Source organism: Embleya sp. NPDC055664 (genome assembly GCF_053618075.1).
In genome coordinates this window covers 40,601-64,510 of the sequence record NZ_JBSHGZ010000034.1, presented here as the reverse complement: position 1 = coordinate 64,510, position 23,910 = coordinate 40,601, and the positions used below count along the sequence as shown (strand labels likewise).

Here is a 23,910-nt window from a genome sequence, read left to right as displayed (position 1 = left end):
CAGGCCCGGTTCAGGGCCGCGTCGCGGCCCGGTTCAGGGCCGCGTCGGTGACCGTGCCGATCTGCCGGGCAGCCTCGGGGGAGAGCATCTGCTCGTGGTCGCACGGCACTTCGTGCACCGTGAGTGGTCCGTCCAGGTGCGGGTGCCAGCGATCCACGAGTTCGGCGACCGGAATCTCCCGCTGCTCGCCGGTGGCGACGAACAGGGTCAGCGCTCCGGTGAAGCGGCCCGGCGTGAACACCCTCGCCAGATCGATGTGTCGGCGCATGATCGCGGTCAGCCGGCGCAGCTCCTCCTCGGTGATCGCGGTCCCCGCGGCGTGGTGTTCGACGAAGGCGGCACGGACCTCTTCGTCGGAGGGATTCGGGTCGTGCGGGGCCACGGGGTAGATGTCCAACGCCGCGAGGAAGGCGACGCGTTCACCCGCTGCCTGGAGCTGGACGGCCATCTCGTGCGCGACCAGACCGCCGAAGGACCAGCCCAGGAGGTGGTAGGGACCCTGTGGTTGCACCTGCCGGACGCGCGCCAGATACGTGGCCGCCAGCGCCGGTACGTCCCGGGGTTGCTCCGCGTCGTCCCCGTGCGGCGCGATGCCGTCGGACTGCAGCGCGTACACGGGCCGGGCCGCGTCGATGTGCGGGGCCAACTCCGCGTACGGCAGCCCGAAGCCGACCCCGCCGTGCACGCAGAAGAGGGGCTCCGCGGTGCCGGCCGGTCGGATGGGCAGGACGGGCGCGGTCATGGCGGCCGGGAGTGTGGCGGGTGCCCGCGGGGTGGTGGGCCGGGCCGCCGCGGCGAGGGCCGCCACCGTCTTGTGGGTGAAGACATCGGCCAGCGAGAGGGTGAGCCCGGCCTTCGCGGCGCGGCTGACCACCTGTACCGAGCGCAGGCTGTCGCCGCCCAGCGCGAAGAAGTCCCCGTCGACGTCGACCTGTTCGAGGCCGAGGATCTCGCCGAAGACCCCGGCGACGACCTGCTCGGCGGCCGTGCCCGGCGCGCGCACCGGGACCGGGGCGGCGATGCCCGTTCCGGCCGCCGCCAGGGCGCGGGTGTCGAGCTTGCCGTTCGCCGTCAACGGCAGCGCGGGCAAGGTGACCAGGGACACGGGCACCATGTGCGCCGGCAGCGTTTCGGCGGTGAACGCGCGCAGCACCGGCACATCGACGGCAGCGACGCCGGGCACGGGCACGACGTACCCGATCAGTTGGGGTTCTCCGGTGGGCGTGGGCACGACGGCGACGGCGGCCTGGGTGATCACCGGGTGGCGGACGAGGGTGGCCTCGATCTCCCCCAACTCGATGCGGAAGCCGCGCAGCTTGACCTGGTGGTCGGAGCGGCCGACGTAGTCCAGGGTGCCGTCGGGTCGCCACCGCACGAGGTCGCCGGTGCGGTACATGCGGGTGCCGGCCGGCCCGAACGGGTCCGCGACGAAACGCTCGGCGGTGGTGGCGGCGCGGCCCAGATACCCGTGCGCGAGGCCGGCCCCGGCGAGGTACAGCTCGCCGGTGACGCCGATGGGTGACAGGGACAGGCCGGTGTCCAGGACGTACACCCGGAAGTTGTCCAGGGGTCGTCCGATCGGCGGCCTGCCCTCCGGAGTCAGCGGGTCGCTCCAGGTGGCGCAGACCGAAGCCTCGGTCGGGCCATAGGCGTTGCGCAGTTCGACGTGCCGGCAGAAACGATTGCTTACGGCGGGCGGGCAGGCCTCGCCGCCGACCAGCAGAGTCATCCCCTCGGGCAACACCGCGGCATCCGGGATGCCGGCGACGACGGTGGGCGGCAGGATCGTGTGGTTGACGCCGTGCTCCGCGATCAGGTCGGCGAGCAGTTCGCCGGACAGCCGGCTGTCGTCGGTGGCGAAGACGAGGGCGCCGCCGGAGAACAGTGAGGCGCACAGCTCCCACACGGTGGCGTCGAAGCTGAACGAGGCGAACTGCAGGACCCGCGTGTCGGGCCCCGCGCCCAGGCCCGAACGCAGGTTGGCGGCCAGGTTGGCGGCCCCCACGTGCGGCACGGCGACGCCCTTGGGGCGACCGGTCGAGCCGGAGGTGTAGATGACGTACGCGGTGTCCTGCGGGGTCAGCGCCCGGGTGCGGTCGGCGTCGGTGGGGGCGGTGCCGGGCCGCTCGGCCGACTCGGCCAGGACGGCGGGGGCATCCAGGACGAGCGGGACGGCGCCCCCGGGCAGGTCGGGGAGCCGGTCGGCGACCGCCGCGTCGGTCAACACCGCGGCCGGCGCCGCGTCCCGGAGCATGTACGCGATGCGCTCGGCGGGATACGCGGGGTCGACGGGCAGATAGGCCGCGCCGGTCTTGAGGACGGCGAGCAGCGCGACGACCATCCGTGCGGACCGGGGCAGGGCCAGCGCGACCACGTCCCCGGGGCCGATCCCGCGGGCCAGGAGGAGGTGGGCGAGACGGTTCGCCCGGGTGTCGAGTTCCGCGTAGCCGAGCCGGACCGAGCCGGGGCCGGCGGGTACGCCGTCGGGAGTGATCAGCGCCGCGTGGTCCGGCGCCTGGGCCGCGTACGCCTCGAAGAGGGCCGGCAGCGTGACCGGGGGCCGCGGGACCAGGCGTCCGCTCCGGTCCGACAGGAGCGTGCGGCGCTCTTCGGCGGTGAGCAGGTCGAGGGCACTGAGGGGGGAGTAGGGGGCGCGTGCGGCGGAGCCGAGGAGGGTGGCGAGGGCCCGCGCGAGGCGATCCGCCGTCGCCTCGGTGAACAGGTCCTCGCGGTAGTGCAGGCGAAGGTCGAGGCCGTTCGGCGCGCCGTCCGCGGTCGTTTGCTCCGTCACGTGGAAGGAGAGGTCGAATTTCGCCGTCACCGTGCCGATCGGCTCGACCGCGGCCGAGATCCCCGACAGTCCGGGCAGCGGGTCCGCGTTGTCGAACGCCAGCATCACCTGGAAGAGCGGCTGCCGGGCCATCGAGCGCACCGGGTTGAGCTCCTCGACAAGATGCTCGAAGGGCAACTCGGCGTGCGCGTACGCGGTCAGATCGCTCTCGCGTACGCGCGCGAGCAGGGCGCCGAAGGTGGGATCACCCCCGGTGTCGGTGCGCAGTACGAGCGTATTGACGAAGAAGCCGACGAGGTCGCGGAGCGCGTCGTCGCTGCGCCCCGCGACCGCGCTGCCCAGGGGGATGTCGGTGCCCGCGCCCAGCCGGGTGAGCAGGGCGGCGAGTCCGGCCTGGACCGCCATGAACAGGCTGGCGCCGCTCGTGTGCGCGAGTTCCGCGAGGCGCACGTGGACGTCGGCGGGCACCGTACACGCGACCTCCGCGCCGCGGTGACCGGCCCGCGCCGGGCGCGGGAAGTCGGTGGGCAGGTCCAGCTCCTCCGGGATGCCCGCCAACGCCCGGCGCCAGTGGGCCAGTTCGGAGGCCACCAGGCTGTCCGCGTCGGCCTTGGCACCGAGCAGCTCCCGTTGCCACAGGGCATAGTCGGCATACTGCGCGGGCAGCGGCTCCCACCGCGGCGCGCCGCCCGCGAGCCGCGCCGCGTAGGCGTCGGCGAGATCGCGGGTGAGCGGGCCGAGCGACCAGCCGTCGGCCGCGATGTGATGCACCGTCAGCGCGAGCACGTGGCGGTCGGGCCCGATCGTGAACAGCCGGACCCGCAGGGGCACCTGGGCGGACAGCTCGAAGGGGTGGACGGCCTCGGCGGCGAGCGCGTCGGCGAGCGCGGCTTCGGTGTCCGCGGTCGGGCCGGCCGGTGCCGAGCCCGGCAGGGTGACGTGGACCAGCCGCGCACCCGCCCGGTCCGCCTCGTCGGGGGACAGGATCAACTGCGAGGGCAGCCCGTCGGCCTCGGCGAACACGGTGCGCAGGCTCTCGTGTCGGGCCACCACGTCGCGTACGGCGGCCGTCAGCGCCCCGGCATCGAGCGGGCCGGTCAGGCGCACGGCCAGCGGGATGTTGTACGCGCCCGAAGGGCCGTCCATCTTGTCCAGGAACCACAGGCGCTCCTGGGCGTAGGACAGGAGCACCGACGACGGGCGACCCGGCACGGAGCGCAGCACGGGGCGCCGGGTACGGGACACCGTCGCGGAGCACGCGTCGCCGGAGTCCGGCCCGGCCTCGGCACCGGGGAGGGCCGGGGACAGGGTGCGGGCCAGCGCCTCGGCCGTGCGGGCATCGAACAGGGATCGCACCGGGACGTCCACACCCAGGGCCGCGCGCAGCCGGTTGGTGACCGTGGTCGCGGACAGCGAGTGACCGCCCAGGGCGAAGAAGTCGTCGTCGGCGCCGACACGTTCGAGTCCGAGTGCCTCCGCGAAGACCGCGCACAGCAGTTCCTCGTGCTCGCCCACGGGCGCCCGTCCGGTGCCCGCCCGCTCGTCGGGCGGCGCGGGCAGGGCCTTGCGGTCGGTCTTGCCGTTCGGGGTCAGCGGCAGCGCGTCCAGGGGAACGTACACGGCGGGGACCATGTGCGTGGGCAGCACCGAAGCGACCCGCTCCCGCAGCCGGTCGGTATCGGTCCCCGCCGGTACGACATAGGCGACCAGGCGGGTGTGCCCCGCCCGGTCGGCGGCGGCCGTGACGGCGGCCTGCCGGACACCGGGCTGCGCGGCGAGCACGGACTCGATCTCGCCGAGTTCGACGCGGTGGCCGCGGATCTTGACCTGGTGGTCGCTGCGCCCCGAGTACTCCAGGGCACTGCCGGTGCCGTCCCAGCGGACCACGTCCCCGGTGCGATACATGCGCGCGCCGCGCGGCGCGAACGGGTCGGCGACGAACCGCTCCGCGGTCAGGCCCGGCCGGTTGAGGTAGCCGCGGGCGAGCCCGGACCCGGCGATGTACAGCTCGCCGAAGGTACCGTCGGGCACCGGGCGCAGGGCGCCGTCGAGCACGTACACACGCGTGTTGGCGAGGGGGCCGCCGATGGGCGGCGGGCCGGGCGCGGTCGGGGTGTCCGCCGTGAGGGGCGCGGCCGTCGACCAGATCGTCGTCTCCGTCGGGCCGTACACATTGGTCACGGACGCGCAGTGCGCGGTGAGCGTGCGCGCCAGCGGCTCGGGCAGCGCCTCGCCGCCCACCAGGGCCCGCAGACCCGCCAGCCGGGGGGCGTGGTCGGCGGCGAGGGACTCCCACAGGCTGGGGGTGGCCTGCATCAGGGTGGCGCCGAGGTCGGTGACGGCGGCGGCCAGGACGGCCGGGTCGCGCACGGTCTCGCGCGCGGCGACGAGCAGTTCGGCGCCGGCCGCGAGCGGTACGAACAGCTCCAGGTTGGCGATGTCGAAGCCGAAGGTGGTGACCGCGAGGAATCGGTCCCGGGCGGTCACCGCGAAGCGCTCGACCATGTCGTGGACCAGGTTGGTCAGCGCGCCGTGCGGCACGACGACGCCCTTGGGGCGGCCGGTCGAGCCCGAGGTGTAGATCACGTACGCCGGATGGTCGGCGTGCGGGGTCGGAGCAGGGGCCTCCCCGGGGACGACGGGCACCGTGGGTACGGACCCCGGTTCGTCCAGGGCCCACCACTGCCCCGTGCTCGTCTCGTCGTCGCCCATGAGGAGTTCGCGCACCCGTCGGTCGGTGAGGGTGACCACGGGGGCGGCGTCCGCCAGCATGTAGCGCAGCCGGTCGGCGGGGTAGTCGGGGTCGAGCGGCAGGTAGGCCGCGCCGGACTTGAGCACGGCCAGGGCAGCCACGACAAGGGCGCAGGACCGGTCGAGCGCGATGGCCACCGTGCGTTCCGGGCCCGCGCCGGCCGCACGCAGCGCGCGGGCCAACTCATCCGCCCTGGTCCGCAGTTCGTGATAGTCGAGCCGCTCGTTGCCGCAGCTGACGGCGGGTGCGTGCGGGGTGTGCTCGGCCCGGGCGTCGAGCAGCGGCGCCAGCCAGTGGCCGGGGAGCGGTACCCCGGTGTCGTTGCGCCCGTCGACGATGTGTGCCCGCTCCGCCCGGTCCAGGATGTCGAGTCGGCCGCAGGGCACGTCGGGCCGGGCGACGGCGGACTCCAGGAGCCGCGCGAAGCGCCGCCCGATCCGGTGGGCCTCGGCGCGCGCGACCACCCCGGGCCGATGATTGACCGCGAGGCCGAGCGGGGTGCCCGGAAAGACCGTGAGGGTGATCGGGTAGTGGGTGGCGGAGCGGATGTCGACGCCGGTCACCAGGGAGCCGGCGGCCGCGGTGTGCGGCATCGGCCCCATCGGATAGTTCTGGAACATCAGCGCCGTGTCGAAGAGTTCACCGCGCACGGAGGTGAGCTGCTGCACCTCCGCCAAAGGCAGGTGCTCGTGCGGCAGAAGGTCGGCCTGGGCCCGCTGCACCGCGGCGAACAACTCGGCCGGGGTGCGGGACGGGTCGACGTCGACGCGGACCGGCAGCGTATTGGCGAACAGGCCCACCATGTGCTCGACATCGGGGATCTGGGCCGGCCTGCCCGACGTCACGGCGCCGAACAACACCGTGTCCTGGCCGGTGGACCTGGACAGCAGCAGCGCCCAGCAGCCCTGCACCACCGCGTTGACGGTCAGCCCCCGCGAGCGGGCGAACCGGACGAGGTCGGCGGAGACCTCGGGGGAGAGGTCGAGTGGAACCGACTCGGGCAGCGCGCCCCGGCCCTCGGCGTGGGCGTGGCCCACCGGGACGAGCCGGGTCGGCTCGGTGACACCGGCCAGTGCCCGTGCCCAGGCCTGCCGGGCGGCCGGCTTGTCCTGCGCGCCGAGCCAGGCCAGGTACGCGTGGTAGGAGGCCGAGGCGGCGCCGGTCGGCGAGGGGTGGGCGGACCCCGACTTCGACTCCTCGACCAGCGCGCTCAGTTCGCCGATCAGCGAGACCATCGACCAGCCGTCCACCAGGATGTGGTGCACCGTCCACACCAGGCGGCAACGCCCGTCGTCCGCCCGGATCAGGGTGAACCGGTGCAGCGGCGGCCGGGCCAGGTCGAAGCGGCGCAGCCGGTCCTCCTCGGCCACCCGGTCGAACTCGGCCTCCACCGACGCGGCCCGCCCACTCCCGGCGCCGACCTCCACCTCGTGCCACGGCAGCGCCACCGACTTGGGGATCATCTGGATCGCCTCGCCGTTCTTGCGATGCCGGAAGCATGCCCTCAAATTCGAGTGCCGCTCCAGCAGCGCGGTCGCCGCGGCGCGCAGCGCGGCGGTGTCGGCGTCGGTCGTTTCCCGGAAATCGAGCACCAGCTGGATGGTGTAGACATCCGTTCCCTCGCGGTCGTACTCCGAAAGAAAGAGCAGTCCCTGTTGCAGCGGCGAGAGCGAGAGGACTTCGCTGATCGCGGACGGCCGATTCAAACCGGACTCCTCGCGGAAGAGCTGGACGGGCGGAATGACAAACATAGGCCGATCGCACTGACACTCAAGTGACCGATAACTGACGGGCCACTGACGCATCTTGCGAGGTGGGCGGCGCGCTCGTGACGCCGCCCTCGTCAGCAGTCCGTCAGCACCTCGTCAGCGCACGGCGAGAGGCTGGCCGTCCAGGCTAATTGGTTGCCGAGGGCCAGGAGTCGCCAGTGCCGGTTATTTCCGCGTCGCATGAATTCGAGGTCAGCGACCTCTTCGTGAATTTACAGCCGCTTTTCGGGCGTCGGCTCTTTCTGAAGGTCGAGGGATTCAACTTCGCCGGGTCCATCAAGCTGAAGGCGGCCCGTGAGATCGTCGCGCAGGCGGAGGCCGCGGGTGTGCTCGGCCCCGGCTCGACCCTGGTGGAGTCCTCGTCCGGGAACATGGGCGTCGCCCTGAGCGTGCTCGCCGCGAACAGGGGCTTCAGGTTCCTGTGCGTGACCGACACCCGGTGCAACGAGGTGACCCGGCGCACCATGGAGTCCTTCGGCGCCGAGGTGCACGTGGTCACCGAGCCGCACGAGACCGAGGGCTTCCTCGGCGCGCGGATCCGGCACGTGAAGGCGCTGCTCGCCGCCGACGACAAGAAGGTCTGGCTCAACCAGTACCTGAGCCCGGGCAACTGGATGGCCCACTACCGGACCACCGCGCCCGCCATCGCCCGCCAGTTCCCCGACCTGAACGTGCTGTTCATCGGCGCCGGCACCACCGGCACCCTGATGGGCTGCGCGCGCTACTTCCGTGAGCGGCGCCCGTCGGTGCGCGTGATCGCCGTCGACAGCGTCGGCTCCGTGACCTTCGGGCGCCCCGCGGCCACCCGGCACATCCCGGGCCTCGGCACCAGCGTGCGTCCGCCGCTCCTGGACGAGTCGCTGGTGGACGCCGCGATCCATGTCGAGGAGGCGGACACCGTCCGCACCTGCCGCGAGTTGATGCGCCACGGGTTCCTCTTCGGCGGCTCCACCGGAACCGCCGTGAGCGGAGCGCTGCACTGGCTCGACGAGCACTACGGCACCGCCGGCGCACCCGACCAGGTGACCGCCGTGACCATTTCGCCCGACCTGGGCGAGCGCTATATGGAGACCGTCTACCGCGACGATTGGGTGCGCGATTCGATCGGCCCGGAAGGTCTCACGGCAGGCGTCGAATACGCGGACATCGGGTCCGAATTCACCGCCGGACTCGAAACGATTTCCGGCTGACCGCGGACCGAGCGGTACCAAAGGATCGAGAGTCGATTCGAGGCTGAGCTGAGGATGACGGAGAGCAAAGCGATGGCAAACAACCGGGGTACTGTCCTTCCGCTCACCGCGGCGCAGGCCGAGATCTGGTTCGACGAGCGGTTCGCCACCGGGCCGCTGGCCTACAACATGGCGGACTACATCGAACTGCGCGGGCCACTCGACGTGGAGTTGCTCGTACAGGCGATGCACCGCCTCGCCGACGAGGCCGAGGGAGTGCGCGCGCAGTTCCTCGAAGAGGACGGCGTCCCTGGGCAGATCATCCGTCCACTCGCCCAACTCCCGCTCAAGATCTTCGATTTCAGCGAAAAGACCGAGCCGTTGGCCGCCGCCGAGCGGTGGATGCGCGCCGACCACGCCGAGCCTTTGAAGGTCACCGACTTCCCGCTGTACCGCGGCGCGCTGATCAAGCTGGCACCCGAGCACCACCTGCTCTACCTGTGCATGCACCACATCCTCATCGACGGCTACAGCCGCGTGCTCCTCTACCCGAGGCTCGCCGAGCTGTACACCCGGCTCGTCGCCGGCATCGCCGATTCGGCGGCGGACCCCGGCGCGATCCCGGCGTTCCACCTCCTTCTGGACGCCGAGCGCGAATACCGCGACTCGCCGCTGGTCGAGCGGGACCGTACCTACTGGACGCAGCGTCTCACCTCCGGTGCGCACGGGCCGGCGCCCGAGCTGGTCTCCCTCTCCGAGGAGGAGCCCGCCCCCGGCCGCGGTGCGTTGCGCCACACCTCCCGCCTCTCTCCCGGGGCCACCGACGCGCTGCGCGCCCTCGCCCAGGACGGCAAGGTCACCATGCCCGTCCTGATGGTCGCCGCGATGGCCGCCTACACCCAGCGTGTCACCGGTGTCGCCGGGCCGCTGCTCACCCTGCCGGTGACCGGTCGGGTCGGCGCCATCAGCCGGCAGATCCCCGGCATGCTCGCCAACTACCTGCCGCTCGCCGTGCGGGTGAGCCCGGAGATGACCCGTACCCAACTGCTGCGCCGGGCCTGGGTGGAGGTGGCGAGCGCGCTCAAACACCAGCGCTACCGCGGCGACCGCATCCGCCGCGACATCGGCCTGCGCACCGACGACCAGCGCGCCTTCGGGCCGTTCATCAACGTGCTCAACCAGGACCCGGAGCTGGCCTTCTCCGACGACTGCCGCGGTTTGGTGGTCAACCTGTCCACCGGCATCGTCAAGGACCTCATCATGACGGTCCTGAACACGGCCGACGGCACGATGGAGATCCACCTCGACGGCAACCCCGAGCTGTACGGTTCCGCGGAACTCGCCACCCACCTCGCCCGTTTCGAGACCTTCCTGGCCGCGCTCGCCGCCATGCCCGCCGACCAGCCGCTCGGCCGGGTCGGTCTGGGCGCGACCGGTGAGCTGCTCGGTCTGCTCGGCGAGTGGGACCCCGCCGCGGAGGGGGAGGCGGACGAAGGGCTCATCGAACGAATACGTGCCGTGGCGACGGAAACGCCCGATGCCGTGGCCGTGTCCGACGGCGCCGAGAGCGTCACCTATCGCGAGCTGGTTACGCGCGTCGCAGGTGTCTCCGTCCGGCTGACGGAGGCCGGGGTGTCGGCGGGTTCGGTGGTGGCGATGTTCGCCGATCCCGGGGTGCCGTTCGTGGTGGGTGTGTTGGGTGTGCTGGGGGCGGGTGGCGCGTATCTGCCGCTCGATCCGGCCGCGCCGACCGCCCGCAACGGCGCGCTGCTGCGGGACAGCGGCGCCGGCCACCTGCTGGTGGGCGCGGGATACGAGGCATCGGCCGGCGAACTCGTCCGCTCGGTCACCACGGTCCCGGTCACGGTCGTGGGCCTGGCGGACACGCCTGCCTGCCACGAGCTGCCGGCTTGCGTCGGTGGCGGGTCGGACCTGGCGTACGTGATGTTCACGTCGGGGTCCACCGGTCGCCCCAAGGGCGCCATGGTGCAGCGTTCCGGGATGCTCAACCACCTGTGGGCCAAGATCGCCGATCTCGACCTCGCCGCCGGTGAGACCGTCGTGCAGAACGCGCCGCTGACGTTCGACGTGTCGGTGTGGCAGATGTTCGCTCCGCTGGTGGTCGGTGGTCGGGTCCGGGTGTGTGGCACCGACATGGCGGCCGACCCCGCCGCGCTGTTCGCGCTGGTCCGCGACGAACGGGTCGCGGTCCTGGAGGTCGTTCCCTCGCTGCTGCGCGCGGCCCTGGATGCCTGGGACATCGAGGGCATCGCCCCCGAACTGCCCGATCTGCGTTGGCTGATGACCACGGGGGAGGCGCTGCCGGTCGATCTGTGCCACCGCTGGCACGCCCGGCACCCGAAGATCCCGCTGATGAACGCGTACGGGCCCACCGAGTGCTCCGACGACGTCACCCACGCCGTGATCACCGCTTCCGACACCCTCGACCTACGGGTGCCGATCGGTACGGCCGTGCGGAACACCCGTCTGTACGTGCTGGGTGACGAGCTGCGGCCGGTTCCGGCCGGTGTGCCGGGCGAGTTGTATGTGGGCGGCGCGGGTGTCGGACGCGGTTACCTGCATGATCCCGCCCGTACCGCGGCGACGTTCGTCGTCGATCCCTTCGTGGGTGGCGGTGCCCGGATGTATCGCACCGGTGACCGGGTCGTGCAACGGGCCGACGGGCAGTTGGAGTTCATCGAGCGCCGTGACCACCAGATCAAGATCCGTGGACGGCGGGTGGAGACCGGTGAGATCGAGGCCGTCATCCGCTCTCTGGAGACGGTTGCCGACGCCGCCGTCGCGGTGTTGCCCGACGCGTCCGGGAACCCCCGCCTGGTCGGCTACCTGACCGGGCCCGGCGTGGACGCCGGCAGAATACGCGCCGAGCTGGCCCAACTCCTGCCCGCGTACATGATCCCCGCCTCCTGGGTGGTCCTGGACGCGATGCCGCTGACCTCGAACGGCAAGCTCGACCGCAAGGCCCTGCCCTCGCCCACGGCTGCCGACCGGGACACCGCGCGCGGCCCGCGCAACGAGAACGAGCGGCTGCTGTGCGGCATCTTCGGCGAGGTCCTGGGCCTGACCCACGTCGGCATCGACGACGACTTCTTCACCCTGGGTGGGGACAGCATCCGCTCGATCCAACTCGTCAGCCGCGCCCGCAAGGCCGGCCTCGCCCTCACCACCCGCGACATCTTCACCCACAAGACGGCCGCCGCCCTCGCACAGGCGGCGGGCAGGATCGACGCCGAGGCCGCGGGCAGCGCCGGCGCGGGTGCGGACGACGAGGGCAGCGGTCCTTACGAACTCACGCCGATCATGGCCCAGTTGCACGACGACAGCGGCAGTCTCACCGGGCCGGTCGTCAAGTACAGCCAACACGTGGTGGTGCGCGTTCCCGCCGCGCTCGACGCCGACCGGCTCGACGCGGCCCTGCACGCCCTGGTCGACCACCACGACGCGCTGCGCACCCGGGCCACCGAACCGGCCCCGGGACTCTGGCACACGGAGGTCCTGGCGCCCGGCGCGCTTTCCGGCGAACGCCTGGTCATCGCCGTTCAGGGCCTCGACGGCGGTGCGGACGCCGAGGACGTCCTCGGGTACACCGAGCGGCAGGCGGCCGCGGCCCGCGCCCGGCTCGACCCCGCCGGCGCCGTCATGGTTCAGGCCGTGCTGATCGGCGCGGGAGCCGACGCCGACACCGCCTGGCTGGTGCTCTGCGCCCACCACCTCGTCATCGACGGCGTGTCGTGGCGCATCCTGCTGCCCGACCTGGCGGCTGCCTACGAGGCACTCGCCGCCGGCCGCGCCCCGGCCCTCGACCCCGTCGGCACCTCGTACCGCAGCTGGTCGAAACTGCTCACCGAGCAGGCCCGCACCCAGGTGCGTGGGCCCGAACTCGCCCTGTGGCAGGACATCCTGGCCGGACCCGACCCGCTGGTCGGCACCCACCGGCTCGACCCCGCCACGGACGTGTACGGCACCCGGCGCACCCTCCGCCTCGAACTGGGCCCCGATGTCACCGGGCCGCTGCTCACGGAGGTCCCCGCGGCCTTCCACGCGGAGGTCAACGACGTCCTGCTGACCGGCCTCGCGCTCGCCGTCGCCGACTGGCGCCGGCGGCACGGCCACGCCCGGTACGCGCAGACCCTCATCGAGCTGGAAGGCCACGGCCGCGAGCAGCTCGGCGACGACCTCGACCTGTCCCGCACCGTCGGCTGGTTCACCAGCGCCTTCCCGGTGCGCCTCGACCCCGGCACGCTCGACTGGGACGAGGTGTGGACGGGCGGCCCCGCCCTGTCCACGGCTCTCAAGCGGATCAAGGAACAGCTGCGCGCGCTGCCCGACCGCGGCGTCGGCTACGGCCTGCTGCGCTACCTCAACCCGCACGCCGCCCGCGCCCTCGCCGGCCGAAACCGGCCGCAGATCGGCTTCAACTACATGGGCCGCTTCGACGCTCGGGACACCCGCCTGTGGGAACCCGTCGCCGGCAACGGCGTCGTCGGCACCGGCGCGCACCCGGGCATGCCGCTGCCGCACCTGCTCGACGTCACCCCGGCGACCGAGGACCGCCACGACGGACCGCACCTGATCGCCAACTGGGCGTGGGCGGGCCGGACCGTGGCCGAGGAGGACGCCCAGGACATCGCGCAGACCTGGTTCCGCGCCCTGGAACTGCTCGCCCGGCACGCCGGTGCGCCGGGCGCGGGCGGCCTCACTCCGTCCGACCTGCCGCTGGTGGAGCCGGCGCAGGACGAGATCGAGGAGTACGAGGCCGAGTTCGCGCGGACCGGCACGGTCCTCGTGGACGTCCTGCCGCTCACCCCGCTGCAGCAGGGCATGCTCTTCCACGCCGACTACGACACCGCGGGCGCGACCGAGGCCGAGGACGACGCGGACACGGACGCGGTGGACGTCTACACCCTGCAGATCGTCGCGGACATCGAGGGCTACCTCGACCCCGCGATGCTGCGTGCCGCGGGCCAGGCGCTGCTCGATCGGCATCCGAATCTGCGCGCCTCGTTCCGGGCCCGCGCCACCGGCGCACCCGTACAGCTCATCCCGCGGCACGCCGAACTGCCCTGGCGGGAAATCGACCTGACGGACTTTCCGGAGTCCGCGAGGGCCGCCGAACTGGACCGGATCGCCGACGCCGAGCGGGCCCGTCGCTTCGACCTCGCGGCGCCGCCGCTGCTGCGCTTCACGCTGGTCACCCACGGCGAGGGCCGGCACCGCTTCATCTGGACCAGCCACCACATCCTGGTCGACGGCTGGTCGATGCCGCTGCTCGTACGGGAGTTGTTCACGCTGTGCGCGACCGGCGCGGACGTCGCGTTGTCCGCCGACCCGGCCCCGTACCGCTCCTATCTCGCCTGGCTGACCGCGCAGGACCGGGAGGCGGCCAAGGCGGCCTGGCACGCGGTGCTCGCCGACGTGGCCGAACCCACGCTGCTCGTCCCGGGCGATCGCGACCACGCCCCGATGTTGCCCGAATCGGTACAGGCCGAGGTGCCCCGCGAGCTGACGGCCGCCCTGTCCGGGTGGGCGCGCGCACAGGGGCTGACCCTCAACATCGTGGTGCAGGGCTGCTGGGCACTGCTGCTCGGCCGGCTCACCGGCCGCCGGGACGTCGTCTTCGGCGCCGTCACCTCCGGCCGCCCAGCCGAGGTCCCGGACGTCGAGTCGATGATCGGCATGTTCCTCACCACCGTGCCGGTGCGCGCCCGGCTGCACCCCGGCGCCACCCTCACCGAACTGCTGCACGCCCTCCAGGATCAGCAGACCGCGCTGCTCCCGCACGAACACCTCGGCCTCGCCGAGATCCACAAGGCCGCCGGGCTCTCCGGCGAAGTCTTCGACACCGTGGTGCTCTTCGAGAACTTCCCACTGGACGAGAACGGCCTCGACACCGGCGCCGACGGTCCGCGCGTGGTGCGCGCCGAGGCCAGGGACGCCCGCCACCATCCGCTGAGCATGGTGGTCTTCCCCGGCGACGCCCTGACCCTGCGCCTGGACTACGCGCCGGACCGGTTCACCCGGGACGACGTCGAGCGAACCGCGGTGATCTTCCAGCACCTGCTGCGCACGGTCGCGGAGCGGCCCGAACTGCCGCTCGCCCACATCGATGTGACCGCCCCGGCGACCGCGGCCGGCCCCGGTACGACCGGTGAGCTGGGCGGGCTGCTCGGCACATGGGACCCGTCGATCCCCGAGGAGAGCCTCGGCGTCGTCGAGCGGGTACGGGCGGTGGCCGCCCGCATCCCCGACGAGAGCGCCGTGTCGGACGGCACCACATCGCTCACCTATGGGGAGCTGGTCGCCGCGGCCGGTGGACTGTCCGTCCGGCTGGCGCAGGCCGGGGTGTCGGCGGGTTCGGTGGTGGCGATGTTCGCCGATCCCGGGGTGCCGTTCGTGGTGGGTGTGTTGGGTGTGCTGGGGGCGGGTGGCGCGTATCTGCCGCTCGATCCGGACGCGCCCGCCGCCCGCAACACGTCCCTGCTCGGGGACAGCGGCGCCGGCCATCTGCTCGTGGGCGCGGGATACGAGACGGCGGCGGCCGAGCTTGCCGCCTCGACAACCACCGTCCCCGTCACGGTCGTCGACCTGGAGGGCGCGCCGATTCCCGGCGAGCTGCCGGCTTGCGTCGGCGGTGGGTCGGATCTGGCGTATGTGATGTTCACGTCGGGGTCCACCGGTCGCCCCAAGGGGGCGATGGTGCAGCGTTCCGGGATGCTCAACCACCTGTGGGCCAAGGTCGCCGATCTCGACCTCGCGGCCGGTGAGACGGTCGTGCAGAACGCGCCGCTGACGTTCGACGTGTCGGTGTGGCAGATGTTCGCTCCGCTGGTGGTCGGTGGTCGGGTCCGGGTGTGTGGCACCGACATGGCGGCCGACCCCGCCGCGCTGTTCGCGCTGGTCCGCGACGAACGGGTCGCGGTCCTGGAGGTCGTTCCCTCGCTGCTGCGCGCGGCCCTGGACGCGTGGGATGTCGAGGACGCCGCTCCGGAACTGCCGGATCTGCGTTGGCTGATGACCACGGGGGAGGCGCTGCCGGTCGATCTGTGCCACCGCTGGCACGCCCGGCACCCGAAGATCCCGCTGATGAACGCGTACGGGCCCACCGAGTGCTCGGACGATGTGACGCATGCCGTGATCACCGCCTCGGACATCCTCGGGTCGCGGGTGCCGATCGGTACGGCCGTGCGGAACACCCGTCTGTACGTGCTGGGTGACGAGCTGCGGCCGGTTCCGGCCGGTGTGCCGGGCGAGTTGTATGTGGGCGGCGCGGGTGTCGGACGCGGTTACCTGCATGATCCCGCCCGTACCGCGGCGACGTTCGTCGTCGATCCCTTCGTGGGTGGCGGTGCCCGGATGTATCGCACCGGTGACCGGGTCGTGCAACGGGCCGACGGGCAGTTGGAGTTCATCGAGCGCCGCGATCACCAGATCAAGATCCGTGGACGGCGGGTGGAGACCGGTGAGATCGAGGCCGTCATCCGCTCTCTGGAGACGGTTGCCGACGCCGCCGTCGCGGTGTTGCCCGACGCGTCCGGGAACCCCCGCCTGGTCGGCTACCTGACCGGGCCCGGCGTGGACGCGGCGACAGTACGCGGGGAACTCGCCCAACTGTTGCCCGCGTACATGATTCCCGCGTCCTGGGTGGTCCTGGACGCGATGCCGCTGACCTCGAACGGCAAGCTCGACCGCAAGGCCCTGCCGTCGCCCACCACCGCCGACCGCGATACCGCGCGCGGCCCGCGCAACGAGAACGAGCGGCTGCTGTGCGGCATCCTCGGCGACGTCCTGGGCCTCGCGGATGTGGGCATCGACGACGACTTCTTCACGCTGGGTGGGGACAGCATCCGCTCGATCCAACTCGTCAGCCGCGCCCGCAAGGCCGGCCTCGCCCTCACCACCCGCGACATCTTCACCCACAAGACGGCCGCCGCCCTCGCACAGATCGCCGCCGAACACGAGCAGGACGGTCCCGAACGCGCCGCCGTGGAGCCCGAGGGCAGCCTGATCTCCCTCTCCGACGAGGAACTGGCCGATCTCGAATTCGAGTTGAATGAGGAATTGTCGTGACGACCGCTCCCGGAGCCGGGTCGAAGATCAGCGAAGTACTGCCGCTCTCACCGCTGCAACAGGGGCTGCTGTTCCTGTCCTCGTACGACCCGGCGGCACCCGACCTCTACACGCTCCAGTTCGTCGCGGACATCGACGACCGGGACACGGACGACGGGCCCCGGCTCGCCGCCCGGCTGCGCGCGGCCTCGGCGACGCTGCTGAGCCGACACTCGAACCTCAGAGCCTGCTTCCGCAATCGCAAAAGCGGCGAACCCGTCCAGATCGTGCTCAAGGAGAGCGAGGTCGAGCCGGACTGGCACTTCCGGGACCTGACGGGGCTGCCCGAGGCCGCGCGGGAGGCCGCGGCGCAGCGGCTCGCGCACGAGGACCGGCTGCGCCGGTTCGACCTGGCGCGTCCGCCGCTGATGCGGTTCACGCTGATCCGGCTCGGCGAGCGGCGCCACCGGCTGTTGTGGTCGGTGCACCACATCTTGATGGACGGCTGGTCCTTTCCGCTCGCCGTCCACGAGTTGTTGCTCCTCGGCGCGCGGGGCGAGCGGGCGGCACTGGCCGCGCCCGCGCCGTACCGGTCCTTCCTGACCTGGCTGAACGACCGCGACCGGGACGCGGCGCGGGCGGCGTGGGCCGCGCTGCTCGCCGGCCTGGAGGGACCCGTGCGGGTGCTTCCCGACGCGGGCCGGGCACTCGAACCGCCCTCGTTCGTCGAGCACGTCCTGTCACCGCGGAGCACGGCGGCGCTCGCCGGGTGGGCACGCGGGCAGGGTCTGACCCTCAACAGCGTGGTGCAGGGCTGCTGGGCGCTGCTGGTCGGCCGGCTCACCGGCCGCCAGGACGTCGTCTTCGGCGTCGTGACCTCCGGCCGGCCCGCCGAGGTGCCGGACGTCGAGTCGATGATCGGGCTCTTCGCCAACACCCTGCCCGTGCGGGCCGACCTGCGCCCGGACCTGAGGGCGAGCGAGCTGTTCCGGGCGCTGGCCCGGCAGCAGGTCGAGATGATGCCGCACGAGCACCTGCCGCTCGCCGAGGCGCAGGCCGCCTCCGGCATCCAGGGCGAACTCTTCGACACCGTGCTCGCGTTCCAGAACTATCCGCTGGACGGGGAGACGCTGCGCCGCGAGTTCGGCGGTGAGGTGAGCGCGGCCGAGATGCACGCGGCCACCCACTACCCGCTGAGCCTGACGGTGTTCCCCGGCGAGCGCCTCGATCTGCGACTCGCCTACAAGGACGCGACGCTGGGGCGGAGCGAGGCGACGGCCCGGGTCGGTGCGACACGTGTCCTGGACCGGTTCGTCCGCATCCTCGAGGAGGTCGCGGACGAGCCGGACACGCTCCTCGCCCGCCTCGGCGCACCGGACCCCGCCGAGCGGGCGCGCCTTCTCACCGAGTGGAGCGGCGCGTCGGCCGCTCCTCGCGAGCCCGCGCGCCGCACCACCATCCCGGCGCTGTTCGCCGCGCAGGCTGCGCGCACCCCCGACGCCGTCGCGGTCACCGTGCCCGGGACCGAGGGGCCCGGCGGCGCCCTCACCTACCGAGAGCTGGATGCCCGTGCGAACCGGCTCGCCCACCTCATCGCCGCGCGGGGCGCGGGGCCCGAGACGTTCGTGGCCCTGGCGCTCCCGCGCGGCGCGGAGTTGATCGTCGCGGTCCTCGCCGTCCTCAAGGCCGGTGCGGCCTATCTGCCCCTGGAACCGGGCCATCCGGCGGACCGGATCACCTACGTCCTGCGCGACGCGCGCCCCACGCTCCTGCTGACGTGCGTCGACGCGGGACTGCCGGAGTTGCCCGACGCACCGGCCGTGGAGCGCGTCGACCTCGGGGCCGAGGAGACCGCGGCCGCGCTCGCCGCCTGCCCGGACACGGAGCCGGGTGTCGACGCGGATCCGGAGCACCCCGCGTACGTCATCTACACCTCCGGTTCCACCGGCCGTCCCAAGGGCGTGGTGGTACCGCACCACAACGTGGTGCGACTGCTGGACTCCACCGACGATCGGTTCGGCTTCGGGCCCGACGACGTGTGGACCCTCTTCCACTCCATCGCCTTCGACTTCACGGTGTGGGAGCTGTGGGGCGCGCTGTTGCGCGGCGGGCGCCTGGTCGTCGTGCCGTACGACGTGTCACGTTCGCCCGGCGCGTTCTTGGACCTGCTTGCCGCGGAAGGGGTCACCGTCCTCAATCAGACGCCGTCCGCGTTCTATCAGCTGATCCGCGCCGACTCCGAGAGCCCGCGCGAACTCGCACTGCGTCGTGTGGTGTTCGGCGGCGAGGCGCTCGATGTCGGCAAGCTCGCCGACTGGTACGCCCGGCATGCCCCCGACCTGCCGCTGCTGGTCAACATGTACGGGATCACCGAGACGACGGTGCACGTCAGCTACCAGGAGTTGCACGCCGCGACGGCGGCCGGCAAGGGCGGCAGCGTGATCGGGCGCGGCATCGCGGACCTGCGGGTGTACGTGCTCGACGGCGCCCTCCAGCCCGTACCGGCGGGCGTGCCCGGCGAGCTGTACGTCGCCGGTCCCGGCCTCGCGCGCGGTTATCTGGGGCGCCCCGACCTGACGGCGGCGCGCTTCGTGGCCTGCCCGTTCGAGCCCGTGGGCGCCCGCATGTACCGAAGCGGCGACCTGGGCCGGTGGCGATCCGACGGCACCCTCGAATACCTGGGGCGCGCCGACGAGCAGGTGCAACTGCGCGGATTCCGGATCGAGCCGGGCGAGATCGCCACCGTACTCGGCCGGCACCCGCGCGTCGCCGAGGCGGCCGTGGTCGCCCGCGAGGACCGGCCGGGCGACCAGCGTCTGGTCGCGTACGTGGTGCTGCGCGACGACGCGGGCGAGGAGGCGGCGGCCGAACCGGGCGCGGAACTGCGGGCGTTCGTCGGCGAACGGCTGCCCGACTACATGGTCCCGGCGGCCGTGGTGCGGCTGGCCGCGCTGCCGCTGACCGCCAACGGCAAGCTGGACCGCAGGGCGCTGCCCGCACCCGAGTACGCCACGTCGGCGAGCGCCCCGCGCACCCGCGAGGAGGAACTGCTCTGCGGCGTCTTCGCCGAGGTGCTCGGGCTCGAACGTGTCGGCGTGGAGGACGACTTCTTCGCGCTCGGCGGCCACTCGCTGCTTGCGACGCGCATCGTCAATCGGGTCCGCGCCGAACTCGGCGCCGAACTGCGGATCCGGGACCTGTTCGAGGCCGCGACGCCGGCGCGCCTCGCGCAGCGGCTGCCCGGTGCGGAGCGCGGCAGGGCCCCGCTCGTCGCGGGCCCGCGTCCGGCGTCGCTGCCGCTTTCGTACGCGCAGCAGCGGCTGTGGTTCATCGAACGCCTCGGCGCGCCCGACGGGCTCTACAACATCCCACTGGCGGTCCGGCTCTCGGGACCCCTGGACGTCACGGCGCTCCAGGGGGCGCTGCGGGACGTCGTCGCGCGCCACGAGGCGCTGCGCACCGTCTTCCCGGCGCACGCCACGGCCGGGGACGACGGTGCGGGTCCGGCCGAACAGCGGGTGCTCGCGCCGGCCGACGCCCTCGTCCCGATGCCGGTGAGCGAGACGACCGAGGATCGTCTGCCCGCCGCGCTCGCCGCCGAGGCGGCGCGCGGCTTCGACCTGGAGACCCGGATCCCGGTGCGGGCCACCCTTTTCGCGCTCGGCCCCGAAGAGCACGTACTGCTGCTGGTGGTGCACCACATCGCGGCCGACTGGTGGTCTCTTGCCCCGCTCACCCGTGATCTGACCGAGTGCTACCGGGCCCGACGCACCGGCCGTGCGCCCGAACTGCCGCCGCTGCCGGTGCAGTACGCGGACTATGCCCTGTGGCAGCGGGAACTGCTCGGCGACGCGGATGATCCGCGCAGCGAACTGGCTCGCCAACTCGCTTACTGGACCGAGGCGTTGGCCGGTCTCCCGGAGGAGCCGGCGCTGCCTTTCGACTTCGCGCGCGGCGCCCGGGCGGGCTTTCGCGGCGGCCACGTCCGCACCGCGGTGCCGCGGGCGCTCGGCGACGACCTGTACCGGCTCGCGGCCGAGTGGGGCGTCAGTGTGTTCATGCTGCTGCACGCCGGGCTCGCGGCGCTGCTCACCCGGTTGGGCGCGGGCACCGACATCGCGCTCGGCAGTCCCGTGGCGGGCCGCACCGACGAGCGCCTCGACGACGTGGTCGGCATGTTCGTGAACACGCTGGTGCTGCGTACCGACACCTCGGGCGACCCGAGCCTGCGGGAGTTGGTCGAGCGGGTCAAGGAGTGCGACCTGGCCGCCTATCGGCACCAGGACGTGCCCTTCGAGAAGCTGGTGGAGGTGCTCAACCCCGAGCGGTCGATGTCGCGGCACCCGCTGGTCCAGGTGATGCTCGGCTTCCAGCAGGCGGCACCGGGCCCGGACGCGAAGACCCCCGAGGACGCCGACGCCGGGGTCTCGGTGACGCAGGAGCCCGTGCCGGGGGAGACCGCCAAGTGGGACCTGCTCTTCCAGCTCACCGAGGAGGCGGAGGACGCGGCCGGGCCGGGGTTGTCGCTGGCCGTCGAGTACGCCGCCGACCTCTTCGAGCCCGCGACGGCGCGCCGCATCACCGACGCCTACCTGCGGCTGCTGGCCGCCGCGCTCGCCGAGCCCGGTCGGCCGTTGTCCCGCCTGGACATCGTCGACCCCCGGGAGCACGCCGAACTGCTCGCCCTCGGCACGCATCGCATCGGTACCCCGCACACCACGGTCACCGAGCTGGTGGCGGCCCGGGTCGCGGCCGCGCCGGACGCCGTGGCCCTGATCCACGCCGAGCCGGGTGCCCCGGAGCGGTTGGTCCGGGTCACGTACGCCGAACTGGACGCGGCGGCGAACCGTCTGGCCCACCTGCTGACCGCCCGCGGCACCGGCCGAGGCGACCTGGTGGCCCTGCTCCTGGAGCGCGGACCGGCCACCGTGATCACGGTGCTGGCGATCGCCAGGACGGGCGCGGCCTATCTGCCCCTCGACCCGTCGTACCCCGCCGAGCGGGTCCACGACATGCTGACCGACAGCGGTGCCCGCCTGCTGCTGACCCAGGAGTCCCTGGCGAGCCGGGCCGCCCTCGGCGCCGAGCGTGCCGGGGTCGAGGTCGTGGTCCTCGATGCCCCCGACACCGTGGCCGCGTCGGCCGCGCTGCCCGCCGCCCCGGGGCCCGCCGTGGTCGTCGAACCCGACGACCTGCTCTACGTCATCTACACCTCCGGCTCCACCGGAAAGCCCAAGGGCGTCGCCGTCTCGCACCGGGCCGCCGTGCGTCTGGTCGGGGGGCTGCCGGAGTTGGCGCCGACCCCGGACGACACCTTCCTGTGCTTCGCGGCGGTCGCCTTCGACGCGTCCACCTTCGAGATCTGGGCGCCGCTCACCCACGGCGCGCGGCTGGCGATCTGCCCGCCGGGGCCCGCCGACCCCGAGACGTTGGAGGCGTTCGTCGGCCGGGCGGGGGTGACGATCGCCTTCCTCACCACCCAACTCGTCAACATCCTCGCCGACACCCGGCCCCGCGCCATGGCCCCCGTGCGGGCCCTGTTCACCGGCGGCGAGGCGCTGTCCCCGGACCACATCGAGCGGTTGCGGGCCGCGCTGCCGGACACCGTCGTATTCAACGTGTACGGCCCGACGGAGGCCACCACCTTCGCCACCTCCCAGAACACCGCCCTGGTCGGCGGCGGGGCCACCGTCCCCATCGGGCTGCCGATCGGGGACACCTGCGCCTACGTCCTGGACGAGACGCTGGGACTGGTGCCGCGCGGTGTGGTCGGCGAGCTGTACCTGGCGGGCGAGGGCCTCGCCCGCGGGTACCTCAACCGGCCCGGTACGACCGCCGACCGCTTCGTGGCCTGCCCGTTCGGGGCGCCGGGCGAGCGGATGTACCGGACGGGCGACCTGGTGCGCTGGGACCGGCACGACCGGATCGACTACGTCGGGCGCGCCGACCAGCAGGTGAAGATCCGCGGCTACCGCGTCGAACTCGGCGAGATCGAGCGTCATTTGACTGCTCATCAGGCGATCGCGCGGGCCGCCGTGCTGGCTCCCGCCGAGCGCACGGGCCAGCGTCGCCTGGTCGCCTACGTGGTGCCCGCCCCCGGCTGCCCGAACCCGGAACCGGCGCAGCTGCAACGGCACTTGGCGCGCTTTTTGCCCGGCTACATGGTGCCGGACAGCTATCTCCCGCTGCCCGCGCTGCCGCTGAACGCCAACGGAAAGCTCGACGTCAAGGCCCTGCCCACCCCCGACCGCCCCCGGGCCGGCGCCGACCGCGCGCCGCAGCGGCCTCGCACCGAGCGGGAAAGGTTGTTGTGCGCGGCGATCGAGGAGGTGCTCGGTGTCGACGGCGTGGGTCCGGACGACGGGTTCTTCGCACTGGGCGGGGACAGTCTGAAGGTGATCAGGCTGGTCGACGGCGCCGCCCGGCTCGGGCTGCGGATCAGCCTCGGCGCGGTCTTCGAGCATCGCACCGTCGAGGCCCTCGCCGCGAGCGCGGTCACCGAGGGCGAGGCCGGCGACCCGCTGGGGCCCGTGTTGCCGATCCGCCCGACCGGCGGCAGGCCGCCGCTGTTCTGCGTACACGGCGGCCTGGGCTTCGCGATCCCGTTCGCCGCGCTCGCCGAGCACCTGGACCCGGAGCAGCCCGTCTACGGCCTCCAGGCGCGCGGCATCGCCGAGCCGGGCCCGCTGCCCGAGCACATCGGGGAGGTCGCCGACGACTACCTGGCCCGGATCAGGGCCATCCAGCCGACCGGCCCGTATCACCTGCTCGGCTGGTCCTACGGCGGTGTCGTCGCCCACGAGATGGCCGTGCGACTGCGGGCGGCGGGCGAGGAAGTGGCCTACCTGGCGAACCTGGACGCCTACCCCGACGACGCGCACGGCGCCGCACCGAGCGACGAGGAGTTCCTCGCCGATTTCCTGACGGAGGCCGGTGTCGACCCGGCGGGGTTCGACCGGCTCACCCCGCAGGGCGTCGCCGCGCACCTCGCCGGTTCCGGCGGCCCGCTCGCCGCGTTCGAACAGGCCACCCTGGAGCGCCTGTTGAGCGTCATGCGCAACAACCTGGAGCTGTTCCGGAGCTTCACCCCCGGCCGCTTCGACGGTTGCCCCATGACGCTCTTCGTGGCGACCGGGGGCAGCGACAGGGGCACGCGGGACGAGCGCGCCCTCAAGCTCAAGAGCTGGGAGCCGCACGTCGGCCGGGCCATCGACACGTACGACGTGGACTGCACCCACCAACAGATGATGCGACCCGCCCCGGCGGCGGCCATCGGCCGGGCCGTCGAGCACGCGCTCTCCGCCCTGGCGGCGGCCCGGGCCGCCGCCGAGCCCGCCTGACCCCCGACCACCCGACGCATTC

General features: G+C 72.9%; 4 protein-coding genes. 3 read left to right on the top strand and 1 reads right to left on the bottom strand.

The window, feature by feature from the left end; all coding sequences use genetic code 11:
* Positions 1–10 precede the first annotated feature (10 nt).
* Positions 11–7,249 carry an amino acid adenylation domain-containing protein gene (locus ACWGR4_RS37365; protein ID WP_452128604.1) on the bottom strand — a complete coding sequence of 2,413 codons (7,239 nt, stop codon included), beginning with the start codon at positions 7,247–7,249 and terminating at the stop codon, positions 11–13.
* Between the two features lie 221 nt (positions 7,250–7,470).
* On the opposite strand from ACWGR4_RS37365, the gene sbnA reads away from it, so the two are divergent.
* The 3 genes from sbnA (at position 7,471) to ACWGR4_RS37350 (ending at position 23,888) form a co-directional block, all read left to right on the top strand.
* Complete coding sequence (gene sbnA / locus ACWGR4_RS37360; protein ID WP_380009094.1) at positions 7,471–8,502, top strand: 2,3-diaminopropionate biosynthesis protein SbnA; 1,032 nt, start codon at positions 7,471–7,473, stop codon at positions 8,500–8,502.
* 72 nt (positions 8,503–8,574) lie between these two features.
* Positions 8,575–16,569: an amino acid adenylation domain-containing protein gene (locus ACWGR4_RS37355; RefSeq protein WP_452128605.1), complete on the top strand. Its 7,995-nt coding sequence runs from the start codon at positions 8,575–8,577 to the stop codon at positions 16,567–16,569.
* Positions 16,566–23,888, top strand: coding sequence for an amino acid adenylation domain-containing protein (locus ACWGR4_RS37350; RefSeq protein ID WP_452128606.1), 7,323 nt, complete (start codon positions 16,566–16,568; stop codon positions 23,886–23,888). The genes ACWGR4_RS37355 and ACWGR4_RS37350 overlap by 4 nt, the downstream gene beginning before the upstream one ends.
* Positions 23,889–23,910: the final 22 nt, after the last annotated feature.